Annotated in this window: 24 protein-coding genes and 1 pseudogene; 22 read left to right on the top strand and 3 right to left on the bottom strand. The window is 31.2% G+C overall.

Translation table 11 applies throughout. The features are described 5' to 3' along the window. The first annotated feature begins 529 nt into the window (after positions 1-529). From CLJU_RS21445 to CLJU_RS15515, 3 genes are all read left to right on the top strand, one after another. On the top strand, positions 530-730 hold the full coding sequence (locus CLJU_RS21445) for a Com family DNA-binding transcriptional regulator (protein WP_013239780.1): 201 nt from the start codon (positions 530-532) through the stop codon (positions 728-730). 218 nt (positions 731-948) lie between these two features. Next, a complete protein-coding gene (locus CLJU_RS21440; protein WP_013239779.1) occupies positions 949-2,127 on the top strand; it encodes a cohesin domain-containing protein in 1,179 nt (392 codons plus the stop codon). Between the two features lie 29 nt (positions 2,128-2,156). After that, positions 2,157-2,951, top strand: a complete 795-nt coding sequence (locus CLJU_RS15515; protein WP_013239778.1) for a hypothetical protein — start codon at positions 2,157-2,159, stop codon at positions 2,949-2,951. Between the two features lie 180 nt (positions 2,952-3,131). Here the strand turns inward: CLJU_RS15515 and CLJU_RS15510 are convergent, their stop codons facing one another. Both CLJU_RS15510 and CLJU_RS15505 read right to left on the bottom strand, forming a co-directional pair. Further along, entirely contained in the window at positions 3,132-3,533 is a 402-nt protein-coding gene (locus tag CLJU_RS15510; protein WP_013239777.1) for a type II toxin-antitoxin system HicB family antitoxin, read from the bottom strand. Positions 3,534-3,584: 51 nt separating this feature from the next. After that, positions 3,585-3,767 carry a type II toxin-antitoxin system HicA family toxin gene (locus tag CLJU_RS15505; RefSeq protein WP_013239776.1) on the bottom strand — a complete coding sequence of 61 codons (183 nt, stop codon included), beginning with the start codon at positions 3,765-3,767 and terminating at the stop codon, positions 3,585-3,587. A gap of 101 nt (positions 3,768-3,868) precedes the next feature. On the opposite strand from CLJU_RS15505, the gene CLJU_RS15500 reads away from it, so the two are divergent. Beyond that, positions 3,869-4,069: a hypothetical protein gene (locus tag CLJU_RS15500; protein ID WP_013239775.1), complete on the top strand. Its 201-nt coding sequence runs from the start codon at positions 3,869-3,871 to the stop codon at positions 4,067-4,069. Further along, positions 4,060-4,203 carry a BC1881 family protein gene (locus CLJU_RS22390; protein ID WP_013239774.1) on the top strand — a complete coding sequence of 48 codons (144 nt, stop codon included), beginning with the start codon at positions 4,060-4,062 and terminating at the stop codon, positions 4,201-4,203. Before CLJU_RS15500 ends, CLJU_RS22390 begins: the two co-directional genes overlap by 10 nt. Before the next feature lies 1 nt (position 4,204). Here CLJU_RS22390 and CLJU_RS15495 read toward each other — a convergent pair whose 3' ends face one another. Then, positions 4,205-4,414, bottom strand: a complete 210-nt coding sequence (locus CLJU_RS15495) for a KTSC domain-containing protein (protein WP_013239773.1) — start codon at positions 4,412-4,414, stop codon at positions 4,205-4,207. A gap of 102 nt (positions 4,415-4,516) precedes the next feature. On the opposite strand from CLJU_RS15495, the gene CLJU_RS15490 reads away from it, so the two are divergent. From CLJU_RS15490 to CLJU_RS15410, 17 genes and pseudogenes are all read left to right on the top strand, one after another. Continuing rightward, a complete protein-coding gene (locus CLJU_RS15490; protein ID WP_013239772.1) occupies positions 4,517-5,413 on the top strand; it encodes a hypothetical protein in 897 nt (298 codons plus the stop codon). Between the two features lie 76 nt (positions 5,414-5,489). Next, positions 5,490-6,314 (top strand): terminase small subunit, encoded by an 825-nt coding sequence (locus CLJU_RS15485; protein WP_013239771.1) that lies wholly within the window; start codon positions 5,490-5,492, stop codon positions 6,312-6,314. A 105-nt stretch (positions 6,315-6,419) separates the two neighbouring features. Further along, positions 6,420-7,013: an NUMOD4 domain-containing protein gene (locus tag CLJU_RS21435; protein ID WP_013239770.1), complete on the top strand. Its 594-nt coding sequence runs from the start codon at positions 6,420-6,422 to the stop codon at positions 7,011-7,013. Then, a pseudogene (locus CLJU_RS15475) lies at positions 6,979-8,324 on the top strand (PBSX family phage terminase large subunit). Before CLJU_RS21435 ends, CLJU_RS15475 begins: the two are co-directional and overlap by 35 nt. After that, positions 8,324-9,799: a phage portal protein gene (locus CLJU_RS15470; protein ID WP_013239768.1), complete on the top strand. Its 1,476-nt coding sequence runs from the start codon at positions 8,324-8,326 to the stop codon at positions 9,797-9,799. Before CLJU_RS15475 ends, CLJU_RS15470 begins: the two are co-directional and overlap by 1 nt. Beyond that, positions 9,792-11,150 carry a DUF6883 domain-containing protein gene (locus CLJU_RS15465; RefSeq protein WP_013239767.1) on the top strand — a complete coding sequence of 453 codons (1,359 nt, stop codon included), beginning with the start codon at positions 9,792-9,794 and terminating at the stop codon, positions 11,148-11,150. The genes CLJU_RS15470 and CLJU_RS15465 overlap by 8 nt, the downstream gene beginning before the upstream one ends. A gap of 4 nt (positions 11,151-11,154) precedes the next feature. Next, positions 11,155-11,352: a DUF4926 domain-containing protein gene (locus CLJU_RS15460; RefSeq protein ID WP_013239766.1), complete on the top strand. Its 198-nt coding sequence runs from the start codon at positions 11,155-11,157 to the stop codon at positions 11,350-11,352. Between the two features lie 50 nt (positions 11,353-11,402). Beyond that, positions 11,403-11,687: a hypothetical protein gene (locus CLJU_RS15455; protein WP_013239765.1), complete on the top strand. Its 285-nt coding sequence runs from the start codon at positions 11,403-11,405 to the stop codon at positions 11,685-11,687. 46 nt (positions 11,688-11,733) lie between these two features. Further along, positions 11,734-12,348, top strand: a complete 615-nt coding sequence (locus tag CLJU_RS15450; RefSeq protein ID WP_041705174.1) for a phage scaffolding protein — start codon at positions 11,734-11,736, stop codon at positions 12,346-12,348. Positions 12,349-12,360: 12 nt separating this feature from the next. Next, on the top strand, positions 12,361-12,693 hold the full coding sequence (locus CLJU_RS15445; RefSeq protein ID WP_013239763.1) for a hypothetical protein: 333 nt from the start codon (positions 12,361-12,363) through the stop codon (positions 12,691-12,693). A 16-nt stretch (positions 12,694-12,709) separates the two neighbouring features. Continuing rightward, positions 12,710-13,747: a major capsid protein gene (locus CLJU_RS15440; protein WP_013239762.1), complete on the top strand. Its 1,038-nt coding sequence runs from the start codon at positions 12,710-12,712 to the stop codon at positions 13,745-13,747. Between the two features lie 50 nt (positions 13,748-13,797). Continuing rightward, positions 13,798-14,019, top strand: coding sequence for a DUF7210 family protein (locus CLJU_RS15435; RefSeq protein WP_013239761.1), 222 nt, complete (start codon positions 13,798-13,800; stop codon positions 14,017-14,019). A gap of 14 nt (positions 14,020-14,033) precedes the next feature. Beyond that, entirely contained in the window at positions 14,034-14,309 is a 276-nt protein-coding gene (locus CLJU_RS15430; protein ID WP_013239760.1) for a hypothetical protein, read from the top strand. Beyond that, positions 14,306-14,680 carry a hypothetical protein gene (locus tag CLJU_RS15425; RefSeq protein ID WP_013239759.1) on the top strand — a complete coding sequence of 125 codons (375 nt, stop codon included), beginning with the start codon at positions 14,306-14,308 and terminating at the stop codon, positions 14,678-14,680. Before CLJU_RS15430 ends, CLJU_RS15425 begins: the two co-directional genes overlap by 4 nt. A 5-nt stretch (positions 14,681-14,685) precedes the next feature. Beyond that, positions 14,686-15,120, top strand: coding sequence for a hypothetical protein (locus tag CLJU_RS15420; RefSeq protein ID WP_013239758.1), 435 nt, complete (start codon positions 14,686-14,688; stop codon positions 15,118-15,120). Positions 15,121-15,128: 8 nt separating this feature from the next. Then, the gene (locus CLJU_RS15415) at positions 15,129-15,560 is read left to right on the top strand and encodes a hypothetical protein (protein ID WP_013239757.1); all 432 of its coding nucleotides are present in this window, start codon (positions 15,129-15,131) and stop codon (positions 15,558-15,560) included. Positions 15,561-15,565: 5 nt separating this feature from the next. Beyond that, entirely contained in the window at positions 15,566-16,480 is a 915-nt protein-coding gene (locus tag CLJU_RS15410; RefSeq protein ID WP_013239756.1) for an Ig-like domain-containing domain, read from the top strand. The last annotated feature ends 8 nt before the right edge of the window (positions 16,481-16,488 follow it).

The following is a 16,488-nucleotide window of genomic DNA, read 5'->3' as shown; positions in this document are numbered from 1 at the left end:
GGTATATACTATATATAGTCGATTATGGCTAAAATGAAACATCAGGGATTACGCTGGTGGAAATATTTCTTTGGTAAACCTGTGGCTCCAGGGTTAAATGGGGCTACCAATACGGGAAACCGTAAATAAAATTTAATATTATATATTGTATAAACGAAGGTAAGTACTGGCTAAAGCTGGTGCTTATCTTAATATTATTTACAAAATATTAAAAAGTAAATAAGTATTTTACTTATATGACATTAAATTGTAACAAACGTTTTGTATACTTATAATGTCCTAAAGAAATTAAAGACCATCTGTGTCTACGGTTGCAGGGCACATTAAACTTAAATGCAACCACCACAAAAAAGCATATAGATTAGATCCCCTTTATTATAGTGTGAGATAGGTATCTGTCATTTAGGATACCTATTTTGCGTTATAAAAAAATATTAGGTAATTATAATAATTGAGCCCCCAGAGAGCCGTATGTAGAAATAGAATTCTATGTGCGGCTCCTTTTTTTATTTATAAGGAGTTGAGTTGAATGAGTAAGATAAGATGCAAAAGTTGTGGTAAGTTACTTATGGAAGCAGAGGGTAATGCAAGCATAGAAATAAAATGCCCTAGGTGTAGGAAGATAAATAAATATTTCATAAAAGAAAGAAATATAAGTCATAATGAGTTTGAGAAAATGATGGGGAGCAGGAGTTACAAGAGGGTTAGAGGTGCTTTAAGACAGAAGTAATATAAGTTAACAAATACAATACGTGTAAATAAAAAATTTTTATCTTAAAGCAAATTAAATTTTAATTTTCTAAAATTTACATAAATTCTATTATATGTATTATTATAAGAGAATTTGTATTACAATTTTTGTTGATATGACTAGGGTTGTGGGTTTAAAATAGTTTTTAGAAGTTGTTTACAAATTGTTAAAAATTATTTTAATAGGGGGACATACAGATGAAAAAGTTTTATAAACACTTAGGTATTGTATTTGTAATGGCTTTTGCTGTTATTATAGGATGCTTTAGTAATAATGTTTTTGCTGCAGATGATGGAGTTATAGGAACTAGTAATTTAAATGGTACTGCTGAAAATAATGCTAAATTGGGTGATGTATTGAGTAATCCTGAGAAGGGGTGGAAAAGATATGACGATACTAATAGTGATATTAGTTATTTAGGACAAGGATGGCAAAAATATAATACACCTCCTAGTTATAATTCAACAGAAACCATATGCAGAAATCTTAATACTAGCATTAAATTTAATTTTTTCGGTTCGAAGTTAAGATATATTTATGCTGCTGGGCCTCAAGGCGCTGATAATGTAACAGTAAAAATAGATGGTATTGTTGATAATACGATTTTTACAAGAAGAGATATACTTACCTATAAAATTTTACTATATGAAAAAGTAGGATTAGAAAAAAAATCACATACTGTTGAAATAATTGATAATTCTTCTACACCAATAAATTATTTTGGACTTGATGCAATAGATATAGATGAAGATGGATATTTAATAGATCCTTCAGTATCACAAGGGACAGTTTTGAATATAGAACCTGAAAAAACCAAAATAAAGAAGACTGAAACTGTATCAGCTAATTTAACTATTGATAATATAAAGGATATAGCCGCAGAAGATGTGAGAATAAAATATGATAGTACTAAATTGCAATTCTTAGGTGCAGATGAAGTAGATGGAATGAAGCTAGTAAAAAGTGATGGCAAAGATGGAGAATTGAGATTTATAGTTGCAAGTAAAGGATCAGCTAATGTAGTCAATGCTAAAAAGACACTACTAAAGTTAAATTTCAAAGGAATAGCTGCAGGAGATGCTTTAGTTGATGTTACAAAAGGTAGGGTTTCAGATGGTATTACTACAGAGGAAGATTTAACAGATGAACAATGTGGACAGGCCACAATAACTATAGAAGATAGTACATTAAAGGATGTAAATAATAGTGGAGAATTTACACTTTTGGATTTAGCCATTGATGGTAGACATTATGGGGAAGCTCCTACGTCACTTCCACAATATAATACAGATATAGTTGGAGATGGCGCTATTGATGATGCTAACTTACTTAAAATAGGAGAATATATGCTTGCAAATCCAAATTACAAATTTTAATAGATGAAGATAGGCTATAGGAGGAGAATATGAAAAAGTTATTAGTAAAAATATTTATAGTATTTAGTATGGCATTATTATTTGGATTGTTACCAAATAGTAATGCACAGGCTGCTACAGTAGGACAACAACTAACTGCACCTGAAAGTGGATGGCAAAGGTTTGATGACACAAATACTAATATAACTTATGACAGTACTTTTGTTCTGGGGAGTTCTACAACCTCATTAAATTATTTAAGTACAGAACATAATTCATCTGCTGTTAATAGCAAAATTAGATTTAATTTTACAGGGAATAAATTGAGAATTATAAATAGGCAGCATCCAAATAGATCAAAAAATATAGAAATATCTATAGATGGAATATCTTATGGAAATGTTATTGAGAATAGTACAAATGACATACCTTTTGTAATTTGTTTTGAAAATTCTAATTTATCAAATAAAGAGCATTATGTAGAAATTGTTAATTTGGAAGATGGATATCAAGTTTTGGACGCAATAGATATAGATTCGACGGGAAAATTAAAACCATATAATGAAAATCCGCAGGGTACAACGCCAACAAATCCAACAGATAACATTGGCAATGCTATTTTAAATTTGACAATGACTAATGGAAATGTAAAATCATATACAGTAAGTATGAGTAAATTAAATGACTTTATTAGTTGGTATAATAACAGATCTTCAGGAAGCAATGGAAGTCCATATTATGCGTTTGATAAAACTGATAGTAGTCAACCATTTTCAAAGAAAACTGAATATGTTGTATTTGATAAAATATCGTCTTTTGAAGTGGATGAATATACAAAACAATGATGACTAAGGAGCCTTTAGAGGGCTTCTTTTTCAATATAGAGCGAATAGGCAGGATATAATCCAAAGATAGTGAAAGAAATTTAAAAATATGTATTGTATAAACGGAAAATAAACACTAGGTATACTAGTGCTTATTTTTTGTGTAGTGAAATATAGAGTGGAATTGTTTATCCACTCTACTTAGTTTTTAATATTAAGCTGCTTTTTTAATGCAGATTGTAAGATTTGAGAAAAGTTAATCTTTTTTTCTTCAGCTATTTTATTTAACCAAGAAGGAATTGTTAAAGTCTTTTTCACTGCCTTATTTGCCATTTCTTCACGTATTAAAGGCATATAAGCCTCTATAGGAACAACAAAACTTCCTGGGTGTGTTTTGATTTTCTCCGGCGGTGTAGGGGTTGGAATTTCATCACCATCATCTTCCATACCATATAAATGAAGTTCTAATGCATCTTTTGCCATTGTAAGAGCTTCAGTTAAAGTATCACCTTCAGTTATGCATCCAGGCAGATCAGGAAATGTTATGCAGTAGCCACCATCTTCTGAAGACTCAAATAAAGCAGGATAAATATATTTGTCCATTGAGTACAGCCTCCTTTTTAGAAATTATATATAAACTTTTGCAAGAGGGCTTTATTTTAGCCCTGCTTGCTTAAGTATTGAGTTTAGGGTTCCTGGTTTAAGGTCTTTATTGTGATTGGGTATTGTTACCTTACCAGGTATATCAGGATGAATTAATTGAATATGTGAGCCGCCTTGATGTTTTATTATCCATCCTTTATCGTTCAGAAGTTTAAGTATTTGTTTTGGTTTCATCCCCTTCCTCCTTACAATTACATTATAACACGTATAAATAACACGTGTCAATAATATTTATATAAATGAAATAAAAATTTAATTAAAGATAGGTGAGAGGTGTGAAAGTTGAGAAAATACTAAAGGTACAGCAATCAGATATTCATAAAAAACTAAAAGAAAATAATAATAAAAGAAGATCTAGGAGAGGTAAGGAAGAAGACTTCTCCTTTTCTGATATTGAAAAACTTATGAGACATGATTGCTACAGGAGAATTAATGGAGCTATTAATAGAGGGAAGGTGATGATGAAATGGATTTGAAAAATGTATCTACAAAGAAATTAGTTGAAGAATTAAAATCAAGAGAGGGTGTAGAAACTACTACAGTTGAACCTTATGTAGAAAAAGCAATTAAAGCAAATGGTCCAGCTATAGTATTTGTTGTTATTGACTAAATTATAGTTTTCGCCATGAGTAATTATTTTTTATATAAGCGTGAAAATACTTACCATGTGAAGGTGCAGTCATAAGGCCTTCATAAATATTAGAAGGAACACCAAAATATTGGTATACTCCACCAGAATTAAATTGTATTTCTAATGTTTGAGATGTAGGATCATACCCTACAGAGTTTAAATCAGATGATGTTACAGGAATATGTTGCATAGTTATCACCTCCCTTTAACCCAATATTCAACATTTTATAGTAAAATCCTCCTAATTAGCAGGAATTTTGGAGATTATGACGAATATATGTGTTAAAGGTAGGTGAAGGTTATAGTTAATTTAATATATATTATATTAAAATGTGTATTGCTATTTGTAGTTTTGCTTGTAGGTACAGCTATATTACCTAACTATATTTATAAATTAATTCTAAAATTTAATAAATTAGATACTACTAATGACATGGACTTTTATGTGAAAAATTATAAAAAGTATTTCAAAAATATTAAAGCTTTTAATGATAAAGATACAATTAATTTACTGCAAGGATGTAAATTAAATAAATTTATGGAGAAAATCAAAGAAATATATAGACAGAGAAAAGAAGAAAACTTAATTATATCAGATGAATTGGAACTTAAAGACATTATTAATAATTTAAAAAATAGAAATTTTACATCAGTTCCTTTTATATGCTTAATGTTAACTATTAATGTTTCTGTTTGGATAGCAATTTTAAATACAGATAAATTTAAAAAAGAAGTTACACCGAATTTATATATTTTAATTTTAGCTGTTATTGGAATAGTAACGATAATAGGAATAGGATTAGAAATATTTTTATATGATTTTAATAATAAAAAAACAGCAAGAAAAATAAGTCTTTATGAGTTATGCTTAGAAATACTTTTAAAAGTTAAAAATGAAGAGTTTGATGATAAAAAAAGTAGTGAAAAAAATGAAATTTGTGAAGGTAATCCAATCCCTAGAGATAAAAAAATTAGTCAGCTATATAAGTTCTCGGAACTAAATCAATGGTGGGTTATTAATAAATTCTTTAATTTTTTAAAATCTATACAGGAATGGATATTAAAATTTATATCGAATTTAAAAGATAAAATAGTAGATATTATTGATAACATAAAATTGGAAGATAAGTTAGCTGCTTTTATACTTTTAATTTCTACGATTGTAGTTATTTACATTGCTTCGAAATAAGAAAGTAAAATGGTTCTTAAGATGACTTTTTTCAATATCAAAACAAAACGAATAGGCAGGTGGTGACAGTGTAGAAATGCCGAGACAGAGAAGTCCTAACAGGGATAAAGCATTCGATATTTATAAGAAACATAACGGTGCTATTGATTTAGTAAAGATTGCAGAGCTTTTAAATCTTTCACCTGGAACTATAAGGGGATGGAAGAATAAAGATAAATGGGACAGCAAATTGAAAGGAACGTTTCAAAAGAATACGGAACGTTCCAAACATAAAAAGAATACTATAAATAAAGAGCCAGAGCTTGAAGAAGTTACTGAGGTATTAAACTCGGAACTTACCGATAAGCAAAGGCTCTTTTGTATTTATTACCCTAAATGTTTCAATGCAACTAAGGCTGCTATTAAGGCTGGGTATTCAAAAAATAGAGCCTCAGAAATAGGGTACCAACTACTACAGAAAACTACAGTTAAAGAAGAAATTCAGAGGCTAAAGCAAAATAGGTTAAATAGAGCAATGTTAAGTCCAGACGATATCTTTCAAAAGTATATGGATATAGCATTTGCAGACATAACAGACTATATAAAATTTGGACAAAGAAAATATAAAGTCAAAGATAAAAAGGGTAAGGAAAAGACAATTAAGTACAATTATACTGACTTTAATAATTCTGATGAAATAGATGGTACTGTCATTTCAGAAGTATCACAAGGTAAGGATGGTATTAAAATTAAGCTTCAGGATAAGATGAAAGCCCTTGATTGGTTGTCTAAGCACATGGATATGGCTACAGAGGAGCAAAAGTTAAAGTGCGAAAAACTTAAAATTGAGGTTAATAAAGTTAAAAACCCTGACAAAGATAAACCGATAAAAATAATAATAAAACGAAAGGGTGAGGAATAATGGCTGTAGAAAAGGAAGTCAATCCTCACTTTGAATTGTAAAATTATATTTAATTATGTATTTACCATAACCGCTTATGTTATAGTGAAAGTAGAGGTGGTTATAGTGAAGGAAATATGGAGAGAAATTGATGGCTACAACGAAAGGTATAGTGTTTCAAATTTAGGGAATGTACGAAGCAATGATGAGAGAAGAATAGTATATTGCAAAGACGGAAGAGTAATGAATAAATTAATAAAAGGAAAGATTCTTGCAAAGTTTGAAAATAAGGGGTCTGTAAAAGGATATATTGCTCACAAGGTAGGTTTGTCGTTAAAAGGTAAAACAAAATGGTTCTTAGTCCATAGATTGGTAGCAGAATATTTTTGTGACAATCCAAATGCTTATACTGAAGTAAATCATAAAGACGGCAATCCGTTTAATAATATCTTTACTAATTTAGAATGGATTAGTAGGAAGGACAATGTTATTCATGCAATGGATAATGGGTTGATGAATTTTGAAAAACCTGTTGTTCAGTTAGATAAAAATGGTGATGTATTTAGAATATATAGAAATGAGAAGCAAGCATGTTTACATCATGGTATAAAATCAAATGGTAAAGTAGCAAGAGCTATTAATCTAAATAGAAGATTTCACGGCTTTTATTGGAGGTGGTTTGAAGGTGACTATCATGAAGGAGATAAATCCTCACTTTGAGGATTTTTTATTTGACTGGAAAAATAAATTTTATTTTCTTGTTGGTGGTTATGGTTAGGATCATCAAAGAGTTACCATGTGGCATTAAAGCTAATACTTAAATTGCTGCAGGAAAAAAGAACTGCGCTTGTGGTTAGAGAAGTATTTGATACCATAAGAGACAGCTGTTATTCATTACTTGAAGAAATAATAACTGATATGGGACTAGATGATAAAATAAAGTGCGTAACATCACCAATGCAGGTTAAGTTTCCTAATGGCTCTAAGATAATATTCAAGGGCATGGATAAACCTTCAAAACTTAAATCTATAAATAATGTTTCTATAGTATGGATAGAGGAATGTTCAGAGGTTAAATATGCAGGATTTAAGGAGCTTTTAGGGCGTTTAAGGCATCCAAGCCTGTCATTGCATATGATACTTTCAACTAACCCTGTAAGCAAGGATAATTGGACATATAAGCACTTTTTCAGAAATGACAAGAAAAAAATATTTATTCTTGATGATGAAGAACTTTATAAAAAAGGAATAGTCATAAGAAACAACACATATTATCATCACTCAACTGCAGATGATAATTTATTTTTGCCCGAAAGTTATACAGAGCAGCTTGATGAACTAAAAACTTATGATCCTGATTTGTATAGGATAGCACGTAAAGGCAGATTTGGCATAAATGGAAGGAGAGTACTTCCGCAGTTTGAAGTTGCTCCACATTATGCAGTACTTCAGTCTATAGGCAATATAAAGAATCCAATTAAAAGAGTTGGCATGGACTTTGGTTTTGAAACTTCATATAACGCTATTGTAAGAATGTGTATTGATGATGATAACAAAATACTTTATATCTATTGGGAATATTATAAGAACCATATGACAGATGATAGAACTGCCATTGAGATAGCTGAGTTTAAGAGAACTCAAGAGATTATTTATTCTGATTGTGCAGAGCCCAAGACTATAAAATATTACAAGCAGCAAGGATTTAATATGCGTGGTGCTAAGAAGTTTCAAGGTTCAAGACTTCAAAATACTAAGAAAGTAAAGAGATTCAAGAAAATAATATGTTCTGATAACTGTACTAACACCATAGAAGAATTGAAAGATCTTACTTATGCAGTAGATAAAAATGGTGAGATTATAGAAGATGAATTTAATATCGATAGTCATTCATTTTCAGCTATCTGGTATGGTTTAGATGGATATGAGGTTGCTGATATTAAAGAACAGAAATATGCAGATAGTGTGTATAACAAAGGTAATGGAACTATTAAACTTAACCAACAAAGGAAAGGGGGTGCTGTATTCTAGTGATAAATGATGTAAGGGAAACATTACTGCAATTACCACCTATAGAAAAAAGAGAAAGAAGAAAGGTTCTTAGAGATTACCTTTTCTATAAGGGCAAATGTATAAACAAAGAACTTGCCAAGGCTGATAAAGTGTTCTTAGGTCAAAGCTGGGAAAACAATGATAATGTAGACTATGAGCCAACACAAGATATAAGAAACAAGGCTAAACCACTTTTAAAAAAGCAGGCAAGGTTTATGTTTGGTGTAGAACCTACAATAACAATTAAAGCAGATAATGCAAATGATGCAGATAGTTGTGAAGATTTAAGAAAGTTTATTAATGATATACTTGAGGACAATAAGTTCTGGAAAAATACAAGAAAGGCTTTTCTTATGAGCACTATAAAGAAAAGAATTCTTTTAAGGCTGGAAGTTAATCCAGGAGCTCCAATATCAATTAAGTATGAGAACATAGAAGATTTCTCTTATAAAGAAAAAAATGGTGATCTGCTTCAGGTGAGTTTCTTTCAAGAAGATGATAGGAATGTGTTCCAGCAGGATGATACTAAAAAGATTTATTATATTCATACTTATTTCTATGATAGAGAGAATGAGAATTTACCAGTTCAAGCATATTATAAAAAGCAAACTTATTCTGGAAATGATTTAAGCAGTCCTACTGAAGAAATTACTCAAAGTACAGGTTTTGATACTATTCCATGCTGGCTTATAAAAAATGGTGGAGAACTTAATGATGACTTTGGTGAAAGTGATCTTGAGGATCTAAAAGGACCACAAACTTTATATAATAAAAAGAACTCAGATTATGCAGATGCATTAAGGTTTCAAATGTTTGGTGCAGAGGCTGTTATTGATGGTAATCAAGATGATGTAAGTAAACTAACTATAGCACCTAATGCATTACATGCTGTAAGAACTGAAGATAATGCTAATGAAAATGGTAAACAGGCAGTTGTCCAAAGACTAGAATATAGTATGGGTAATGCTGAAGCAGCAAATAGTTATCTTGACAGAATCGATAAAGACATGAGGGATATTTTAGACATGCCTAATGTCAAGGATTTAAGCAATATCCCAAGTGCAAAAGCTATGAAGTATATGTATAATGACTTAATAGCAAGATGTGAAGAAAAATGGAATGATTGGGAACCAGTTTTTAAGAGCTTGATAAGTTTTATAATTCAATCTGCTAAATATAGTTATAACACCTTTAAAGATGAGTGGTTAGGTATTTCTTATACTGTTTTATTTAAACATAATTATCCTATACCTGAAGATACTGATGATAAAAAGAAACTTGCAATGGATGAAGTTGCAGCAAATGTTAAAAGTCATAAAGAATACATTAAAACTTATGGCGATGTTGAGGATGCAGACGGAGAATATGAACAGATAATTCAAGAAATAAGTGATATTACTGCAGCTGAAAATGATGAAATGCAGACAATTCAGGATGGTAATTTAGATGAATGAGTACCAAAGTTTAATTAAGGAAGCCAGGGAAAACAGAGACAAGCTCACAAGAAATCAGTTTAAACAAATTAGAGACTTATATAAAGAAGCTGCTAAAGATTTAAAAATCAAAGCGAATAAGGCCAGAAAAGGAAGCTTAACAGAGAGGTGGTTAAAGGATTATAGTAAGGCTGTAAGATCAAAAGTTAAAGAAATGAATAAAATGTTAAAATCTATTATTGAAGAAAACATGAAAAGTAGCGCTGAATATGCAACAGCAATACAACTAGATTTCTTTGGACAGATTAATATGAGATATGGATTAGGAATGAGTAAAACTTTTACAAGTATGTTTTCTCAAGTACCTAGTGATGTAGTAGAGGAGGTTGTTAAAGGCAATATATACAAAGATGGTAGAGGACTTTCTAAGAGAATATGGTGGACTGGCAATAAAGTAAATGGTGATATTGATAAGATAATTCAAAAGGGTATAGTTGAAAAGAAAAGTGCTATTGAATTAGCACAAGATCTTCAGGCATATGTAAATCCAGATGCACAAAAAGATTTGGATTGGAAAAAGGTTTATCCAGGTACCTCAAAAACAATTGACTATAGTGCTCAGAGGCTTGCTAGAACTTCAATAAGTCATGCATATACTTTATCATTATTAAAAAGTTGTGAAAGAAATCCATTTATAACGAAGGTTAGATGGCATAGCGTTTTTGCACCAGGTAGGACTTGTAGCTTATGTAAAGATAGAGATGGAAGAGAATACTTACTTAAGGATTGCCCTATGGATCATCCTAATGGTTTGTGTTATCAGGAGCCTTTAGTTGATGATAGTTTAGAAAACATAGGCTCTAGGTTAAGAAATTGGGTTGATGGAAATGATGATAGCTTACTTGATGAATGGTATGAAAAATATGGTGACTACTTCAATAAGAAGAGTAATTATATAAATATTAAAAATAATAGAGATAATGGTACAAATGATAAATATGATGATAAAATAGATTTAGAAGAATTATTGCCTAATATAGATAATGCCATAGTACCAGAACCTAAAATAAAAGACTATGCTTTAAATATGAATCATCCAACAGGCAAAGATAAAGCTATTGCATTTGATAAGGCATTAGGGTACAATCAAGAAAATGCAGATGACTTAATTAGGAATATTAAAGAAAACATAGAAAATTATAAGGCAATTTACAAAGATGAAACGCAGTATGGCAAGCGTTATGAAGTTATAATGAATTTAGAAGGTCCTAATGGGAAAACTGCTAATGTTCTTACAGCTTGGATAATAAAAAATGGTGATGACTTTCCGTCATTAACATCTGTATATGTTACGAAAAAGAAGGTGAAGTGATAATATGACTTTTAAAGAATTTGACAGTGTTAAAGTAAAAAAAGATTACCCTGAATACAAGTTAAAAAAAGGTAGCATAGGAGCAATTGTTGAATGCTTTCAAAAGCCTAATGAGGCATATTTGGTTGAGTTTTCAGACAGTAGCGGTGAAGCTATATGTACTGAATTTTTTAAGCCCTATGAATTAGAAAATGTAGGTTAAAAGCACTTACTAAGTAAAAATAGTAGGTGCTTTTGTTTTAGGGGGTTTTTATGAAAAACAGTTTAAAAGAAACATTAAAAATGCTAGAAATAAAATGTGATTCCTGTCGAAAGACATTTAAAATCAAAAAGCTTAAAACAAAGTGGATAAATGATAATGTTCAAAGAACTTATTTTACTTGTCCATATTGTAAGAAAGAATATACTTCTTTTTATAAGGACAAAAGAATAAGAAAAAATATTAAAAAAATAGATAATTTACAAAGGCAATATGATGAAATAGTTCAGGAAAACAAAGAAATAATGCAGGAACTTAGGGAAAAGTATGAGGCGTAGAAATACGTCTTTTATTATACTTAAAATTAAAAAAGGAGAGGATGTAATGCCAAAGTTAAATGAGATTATAGGAGAAGAGGCTTTTAAATCACTTCCAGAGGAAACTAGAAATAAGTACAAAGATACTGATTTTGTGGACAGTACTGGTTATGTTGAAAAATCTAAGCTTGATACTGCAAATAATTCAATAAAAGATTATAAAAAGCAGTTAAAGGACAGAGATACACAGCTTGAAACTTTAAAAGGTAAAGCCAAAGGCAATGAGGATCTTACAGCCGAGATAGAGAGACTTAAAGGGGAAAATGAAGCTGCTACTAAAGATTATGAAGCTAAACTTACTAAAATTAAACTTGATACAGCAGTTAAAGAAGCTTTAAAGCAATCAAAGGTTAAAGATGTTGAACTAGCAATGAAGCTTATTAATTATGAAAATATAAAGCTTTCAGATGATGGAAAAGCAGTTGGTATTAATGAACAAATTGAGCCTATGAAGAAAGATAGAGAATATCTCTTTGAAAAAGAAGTACTCGGTACTGGACACTTTAATACAGGTGGGATCGACAAGAATCCACCAACGATTACATCTTTAGGAGAAAAACTTGCAAAGCAGAAAGCAGCATCAATGGTTAATACAGAAGAACAAAACAAATTTTTTAAATAGGAGGAATGGTTTATGAGACAAAGTACAACAACAATTATGGATTCACAGGTTAACATATTGAAATATAATCAGTATTTTTTACCTGTAAATCTCAAAGTAGCTAAAACAGCTACTACATTAAATGCTAAAGGCATACTTCCAGCAGGGACTATAATAGATGCCACTGGAAAGGTCGTAAATGATGGTACAGCATTTGGGATCGTCTATGAGAATGTAGATTTTAATAATTCAATGGGCACTGAAAATGTATCCGTATTAATATTTGGATTTGTTGATGCATCTAAATTACCAACAGCTCCAGCAGATGCAGCTAAAGCAGCATTAAATATGATCAAATTTATGTAATTAGGAGGAGATATAAATGACTTTACAAGAATTTATAAATGCGCAGCAAATAGCATTGTATATACAAAACTTGCCACCAGCAACAACAATAGATAAAACTTTATTTCCACCAACAAAGCAGCTAGGAACTGAAATAGAACTTGCTAAAGGTTCCAAGAAAAAGCCTGTAGCATTAAGAATGTCTCGTTTTGATGTAGCTGTTAAATCCAGAGCATTAAACGCTAGCTTGAACTTAGAGAAAAAGGAAATGCCATTTTTTAAGGAAAGTGTACTTATAAAAGAAAAGGACAGGCAAAATTTATTACTTGCAATGCAAGCTAATAATCAAAATTTGGTTGAGCAGCTTGTTTCACAGATATATGGCAATTATCAAGGTTTGGTTGATGGTGCAGAAGTTGACATGATAAGAATGAGAGCTCAAGCATTACAGAAAGGTACAATAAATATTGTTACTGAGGATGGAGATATGGTTGTAGACTATAATGTTCCGGCAAGTCATAAAGAAGTGTTAACTGGCACTGCTGCATGGGATAATCCTGCTGCAGATATTGTTGGCGATATTGAGAGATGGAAGAAAGCCTTAACTGATGATGGATACGGTGTACCTACAAGGATTATATTTACATCTGTAGTATTAGGATACATTAAATTAAATACAGCAATAAAAAATGAATTAATGGCAAGGAATATTGGTGCAACTATTGTAACAAATGCAGATATAATAGCTTATTTAAATTCAAAACTTGATTTATCTACTGGTTTATTGAATGGAACGTATACTGCCGAAGATAATTCAGATAAAAGCTACTATGAAGATAATTTAGTTACTTTAATTCCTGATGGCTCCTTGGGAAGTACTGTTTATGGTACAACTCCAGAGGAAGCAGACAAGATTTATGGCACTGAGAAATTAGAAACATCTATAGTTAACACTGGTGTTGCAATAACTACTATGTTAAAAGAAGATCCAGTGACAGTAGAAACTAAAGTGTCTGAATTAGGAATGCCAAGTTTTGATAGAATAGATGAATGTTTCTTTGCAACTATAAAATAAGTGGGAGGTGTCTACTCCCTTTATTATTTTAAAAGAAAGGATTGATATGAGTGGCTAAGAAAGCAGCCGAAGAAGAGAGAAATGTGAAAGTTAAAGCAAAAGTAAATTTAAAATATGATAGTGATGTAGTAAAGATGGGAGGTGAATTAGAAATAAGAGAGTCTGATTTAGAAGAATTACAGAATAAAGAGTATGTAAGCTATACTCCACCAGTACAAACACAGCAAACTGGTCAAGAAACTGGCCAGCAAGCTCCTCCAGCCGAAAAGTAAGCAGGTGAAAAATTGTGGCTACTAATTTAGATATTTTAAAGTTTAATCTTCAGGAGAAAGAGTATCCTTATTTTGATGATGAGGATCTTCAGCTTTTGTTAGATAAAAACAGTGGAGATGTACAAGCAGCAAGTTATGAAGGCTGCCTAAAGAAAGCAGTAGCAGATGATGCATTGATAATATCAGGAATAACATTAAAAAGTAACAGAGAGTATTGGTTAGGACTTGCAAAGCAGTTCAAGCCAGTTACTTCTTATAATACAAGTATGAAAAGAGCTGATGGACAATGAAATGGGATGAAACTAGAAAGCAGAGAATAAGAAAGCAGCTTATAAGAAAAGTAACTCCATTTATGAAAGAAGTAAAAATTTTAAGACAGGGTAAGAATATTTTTGGAGAAAAGTATGAAGATGATTATGTGTGTACAGTGAAAGGATACTATCATACAGGAGGTACTTCCATTAATGTAGTTAATGATAGTTCAGATGCCGCAAATCTTAATAAAAATTATCAAGACATGTTTTTACTTATAGTAGATGATGAGGTTAAGAAAATAAAGGAATATGATTATTTCAAATTAGATGATGTAATGTATGAAATAATAGATAAGGGAAATATAGAAGATATTGTTTGGGATACTTATCTAAAAAGGATGGAGTGATTTAAATGTCTGGATTTAAATTTGATGCTACTGATTTATTAAGAAGGATTGCTCAAAATGGTGAAGTAAATAATAAAATGAAATCAGCTGCAGGAGTTTATTGTGATAGTTCAGGAAAAAAGATGGAGGGATATGCTAAAAATAATGTTCCTTGGAAGGACCATACAACTCATGCACGTACGACTATAAAAGGCGGATTCAAGTGGGAAAATGAAAATAAGTGTGCTGCTTATGTTGCAGGTAATATGGATTATTCTCCTTATCTTGAACTAGCTCATGCTAAAGGAAAAAGTGAAGATGATGAAGTTGGCATGGAGGTAGGTCCTTCTTTTGCTCAATTAGAACTTGCTAATGAAGGTAAATATGCAATACTTAGGCCCACAGTTAGAAAACTTACACCTGAGTTTGTTAGTGGTATGGCAAATTTATTAGGAAAATAGGTGATTTTATGGCAGGAATAGATTTTAAATATGCAGTCTCAGGAGATATTTTAGAAAACTATATAAAAGGAACTTATAAGACACGTACCGTATGGGAACGTGTCTTTCTACATTTAAAAAGTAAAGGCATAGATGCATATAGTCCAGGTCAACATAAGGGCAAATGTACAACTCCTTATGTAGTTTTAAAAAATACAGGTACTGCAGGATTTGAAGGAAGTAATCAAATAGGTTCTCAAACTCTGGATGTTATCACTTATTGTCCTAGAAGTAATTACTCAGATATAGAACCTTATACAGTACAGGTACAAAGCTTTTTAGGTGAATTAAAAGGATATATAAGACCTACGGGAAATATTACACCTGTAATTTTAGATGATAGTGTGAATGGGTACACACAAACAATAGAATATCAAACATTTCAAAGATTAAGGAGGTAGATAGAATGTCAGAAAGTATGAACTTAACGGAAACCGAGATTCAGGGTATGCCCATAGCAAATATAGCTTTAGCAGAAATTATTAATGAAGTTACCGGACAAAGCTACTATTTTGATACTGCTGAAAAAGCTGATATTAAGCCGGATTTGAGTAAAGGTAAAGAAGATATACTTAGAGTTAAGAATAGGATAATAGCTATGAATAGAACAGAAGACATTTGCATTGGCTATGATATAAAACTTACAGACAATACTTTTCCACCAGAATTAATGTGTTTAGTAGATGGCGGCACAATGACAAACAACGGATATGAAGGTCCTGAAATTGGAGTCGCAGTAAATAAAGTACCATTTACTTTAAATTTATATTCAGAAGAGAAGGATTATGATTCCTCTACTGTAAAGTATGTTAAATTTGGTTTTAAACATAATAAAGGTACACCAGTAGAATTTAAATTTGAAGATGGTAAGTTTTATGTGCCTGAGTTTGAAAGCCATAGCAGGCCTAAAAAAGGTGAGAAACCAGTATATATTGAGTATGTAAATTCGTTACCAAGTGAAAATACAGATGATGATGGCAATAAAACAGTAACCGTACCAAATCCACCAGCTTCGACAAGCCCTGATTCATCTAAAGGTACTCCAGGAGTTACAGTAGGAACTGATTGCAAAGTAACATGGACCTTCGCTGACGCTGTAAATGATGCAGATGTTACAGCTGCTAATTTCAAAGTTACTAAAAAATCAGATGGTTCTGTTGTTACAGGTAATGTGACTATGGATACTACTAAGAAAATAATAACTTTTGTACCAATAGGTATATTGGCAGGTGTTACTTATCAGGCTACTGCAGCATCAATTAGAAAAGCAGACAATAGTGGAAATACAACTGCTGTAACGGTTGAATTTACTACAACATAGGAGGAATT

Source organism: Clostridium ljungdahlii DSM 13528 (genome assembly GCF_000143685.1).
In the GTDB taxonomy this organism is placed as follows: domain Bacteria; phylum Bacillota; class Clostridia; order Clostridiales; family Clostridiaceae; genus Clostridium_B; species Clostridium_B ljungdahlii.
Note: the sequence above shows the minus strand (reverse complement) of the source record. Positions and strands in the feature narration are given on the sequence as shown.

Bases quoted from the DNA above. Each gene is read 5' to 3' on its own strand.
- CLJU_RS15445 (WP_013239763.1), top strand. From the start codon at position 12,361: ATGAGACAAAGTACAACAACAATTATGGATTCACAGGTTAACATATTG.
- CLJU_RS22390 (WP_013239774.1), top strand. From the start codon at position 4,060: ATGGATTTGAAAAATGTATCTACAAAGAAATTAGTTGAAGAATTAAAA.
- CLJU_RS15415 (WP_013239757.1), top strand. From the start codon at position 15,129: ATGGCAGGAATAGATTTTAAATATGCAGTCTCAGGAGATATTTTAGAA.
- CLJU_RS15420 (WP_013239758.1), top strand. From the start codon at position 14,686: ATGTCTGGATTTAAATTTGATGCTACTGATTTATTAAGAAGGATTGCT.
- CLJU_RS21440 (WP_013239779.1), top strand. From the start codon at position 949: ATGAAAAAGTTTTATAAACACTTAGGTATTGTATTTGTAATGGCTTTT.
- CLJU_RS15495 (WP_013239773.1), bottom strand. From the start codon at position 4,414: ATGCAACATATTCCTGTAACATCATCTGATTTAAACTCTGTAGGGTAT.
- CLJU_RS15515 (WP_013239778.1), top strand. From the start codon at position 2,157: ATGAAAAAGTTATTAGTAAAAATATTTATAGTATTTAGTATGGCATTA.
- CLJU_RS15450 (WP_041705174.1), top strand. From the start codon at position 11,734: ATGCCAAAGTTAAATGAGATTATAGGAGAAGAGGCTTTTAAATCACTT.
- CLJU_RS15460 (WP_013239766.1), top strand. From the start codon at position 11,155: ATGACTTTTAAAGAATTTGACAGTGTTAAAGTAAAAAAAGATTACCCT.
- CLJU_RS15410 (WP_013239756.1), top strand. From the start codon at position 15,566: ATGTCAGAAAGTATGAACTTAACGGAAACCGAGATTCAGGGTATGCCC.
- CLJU_RS15505 (WP_013239776.1), bottom strand. From the start codon at position 3,767: ATGAAACCAAAACAAATACTTAAACTTCTGAACGATAAAGGATGGATA.
- CLJU_RS15425 (WP_013239759.1), top strand. From the start codon at position 14,306: ATGAAATGGGATGAAACTAGAAAGCAGAGAATAAGAAAGCAGCTTATA.
- CLJU_RS15465 (WP_013239767.1), top strand. From the start codon at position 9,792: ATGAATGAGTACCAAAGTTTAATTAAGGAAGCCAGGGAAAACAGAGAC.
- CLJU_RS15440 (WP_013239762.1), top strand. From the start codon at position 12,710: ATGACTTTACAAGAATTTATAAATGCGCAGCAAATAGCATTGTATATA.
- CLJU_RS21445 (WP_013239780.1), top strand. From the start codon at position 530: ATGAGTAAGATAAGATGCAAAAGTTGTGGTAAGTTACTTATGGAAGCA.
- CLJU_RS15485 (WP_013239771.1), top strand. From the start codon at position 5,490: ATGCCGAGACAGAGAAGTCCTAACAGGGATAAAGCATTCGATATTTAT.
- CLJU_RS15510 (WP_013239777.1), bottom strand. From the start codon at position 3,533: ATGGACAAATATATTTATCCTGCTTTATTTGAGTCTTCAGAAGATGGT.
- CLJU_RS15455 (WP_013239765.1), top strand. From the start codon at position 11,403: ATGAAAAACAGTTTAAAAGAAACATTAAAAATGCTAGAAATAAAATGT.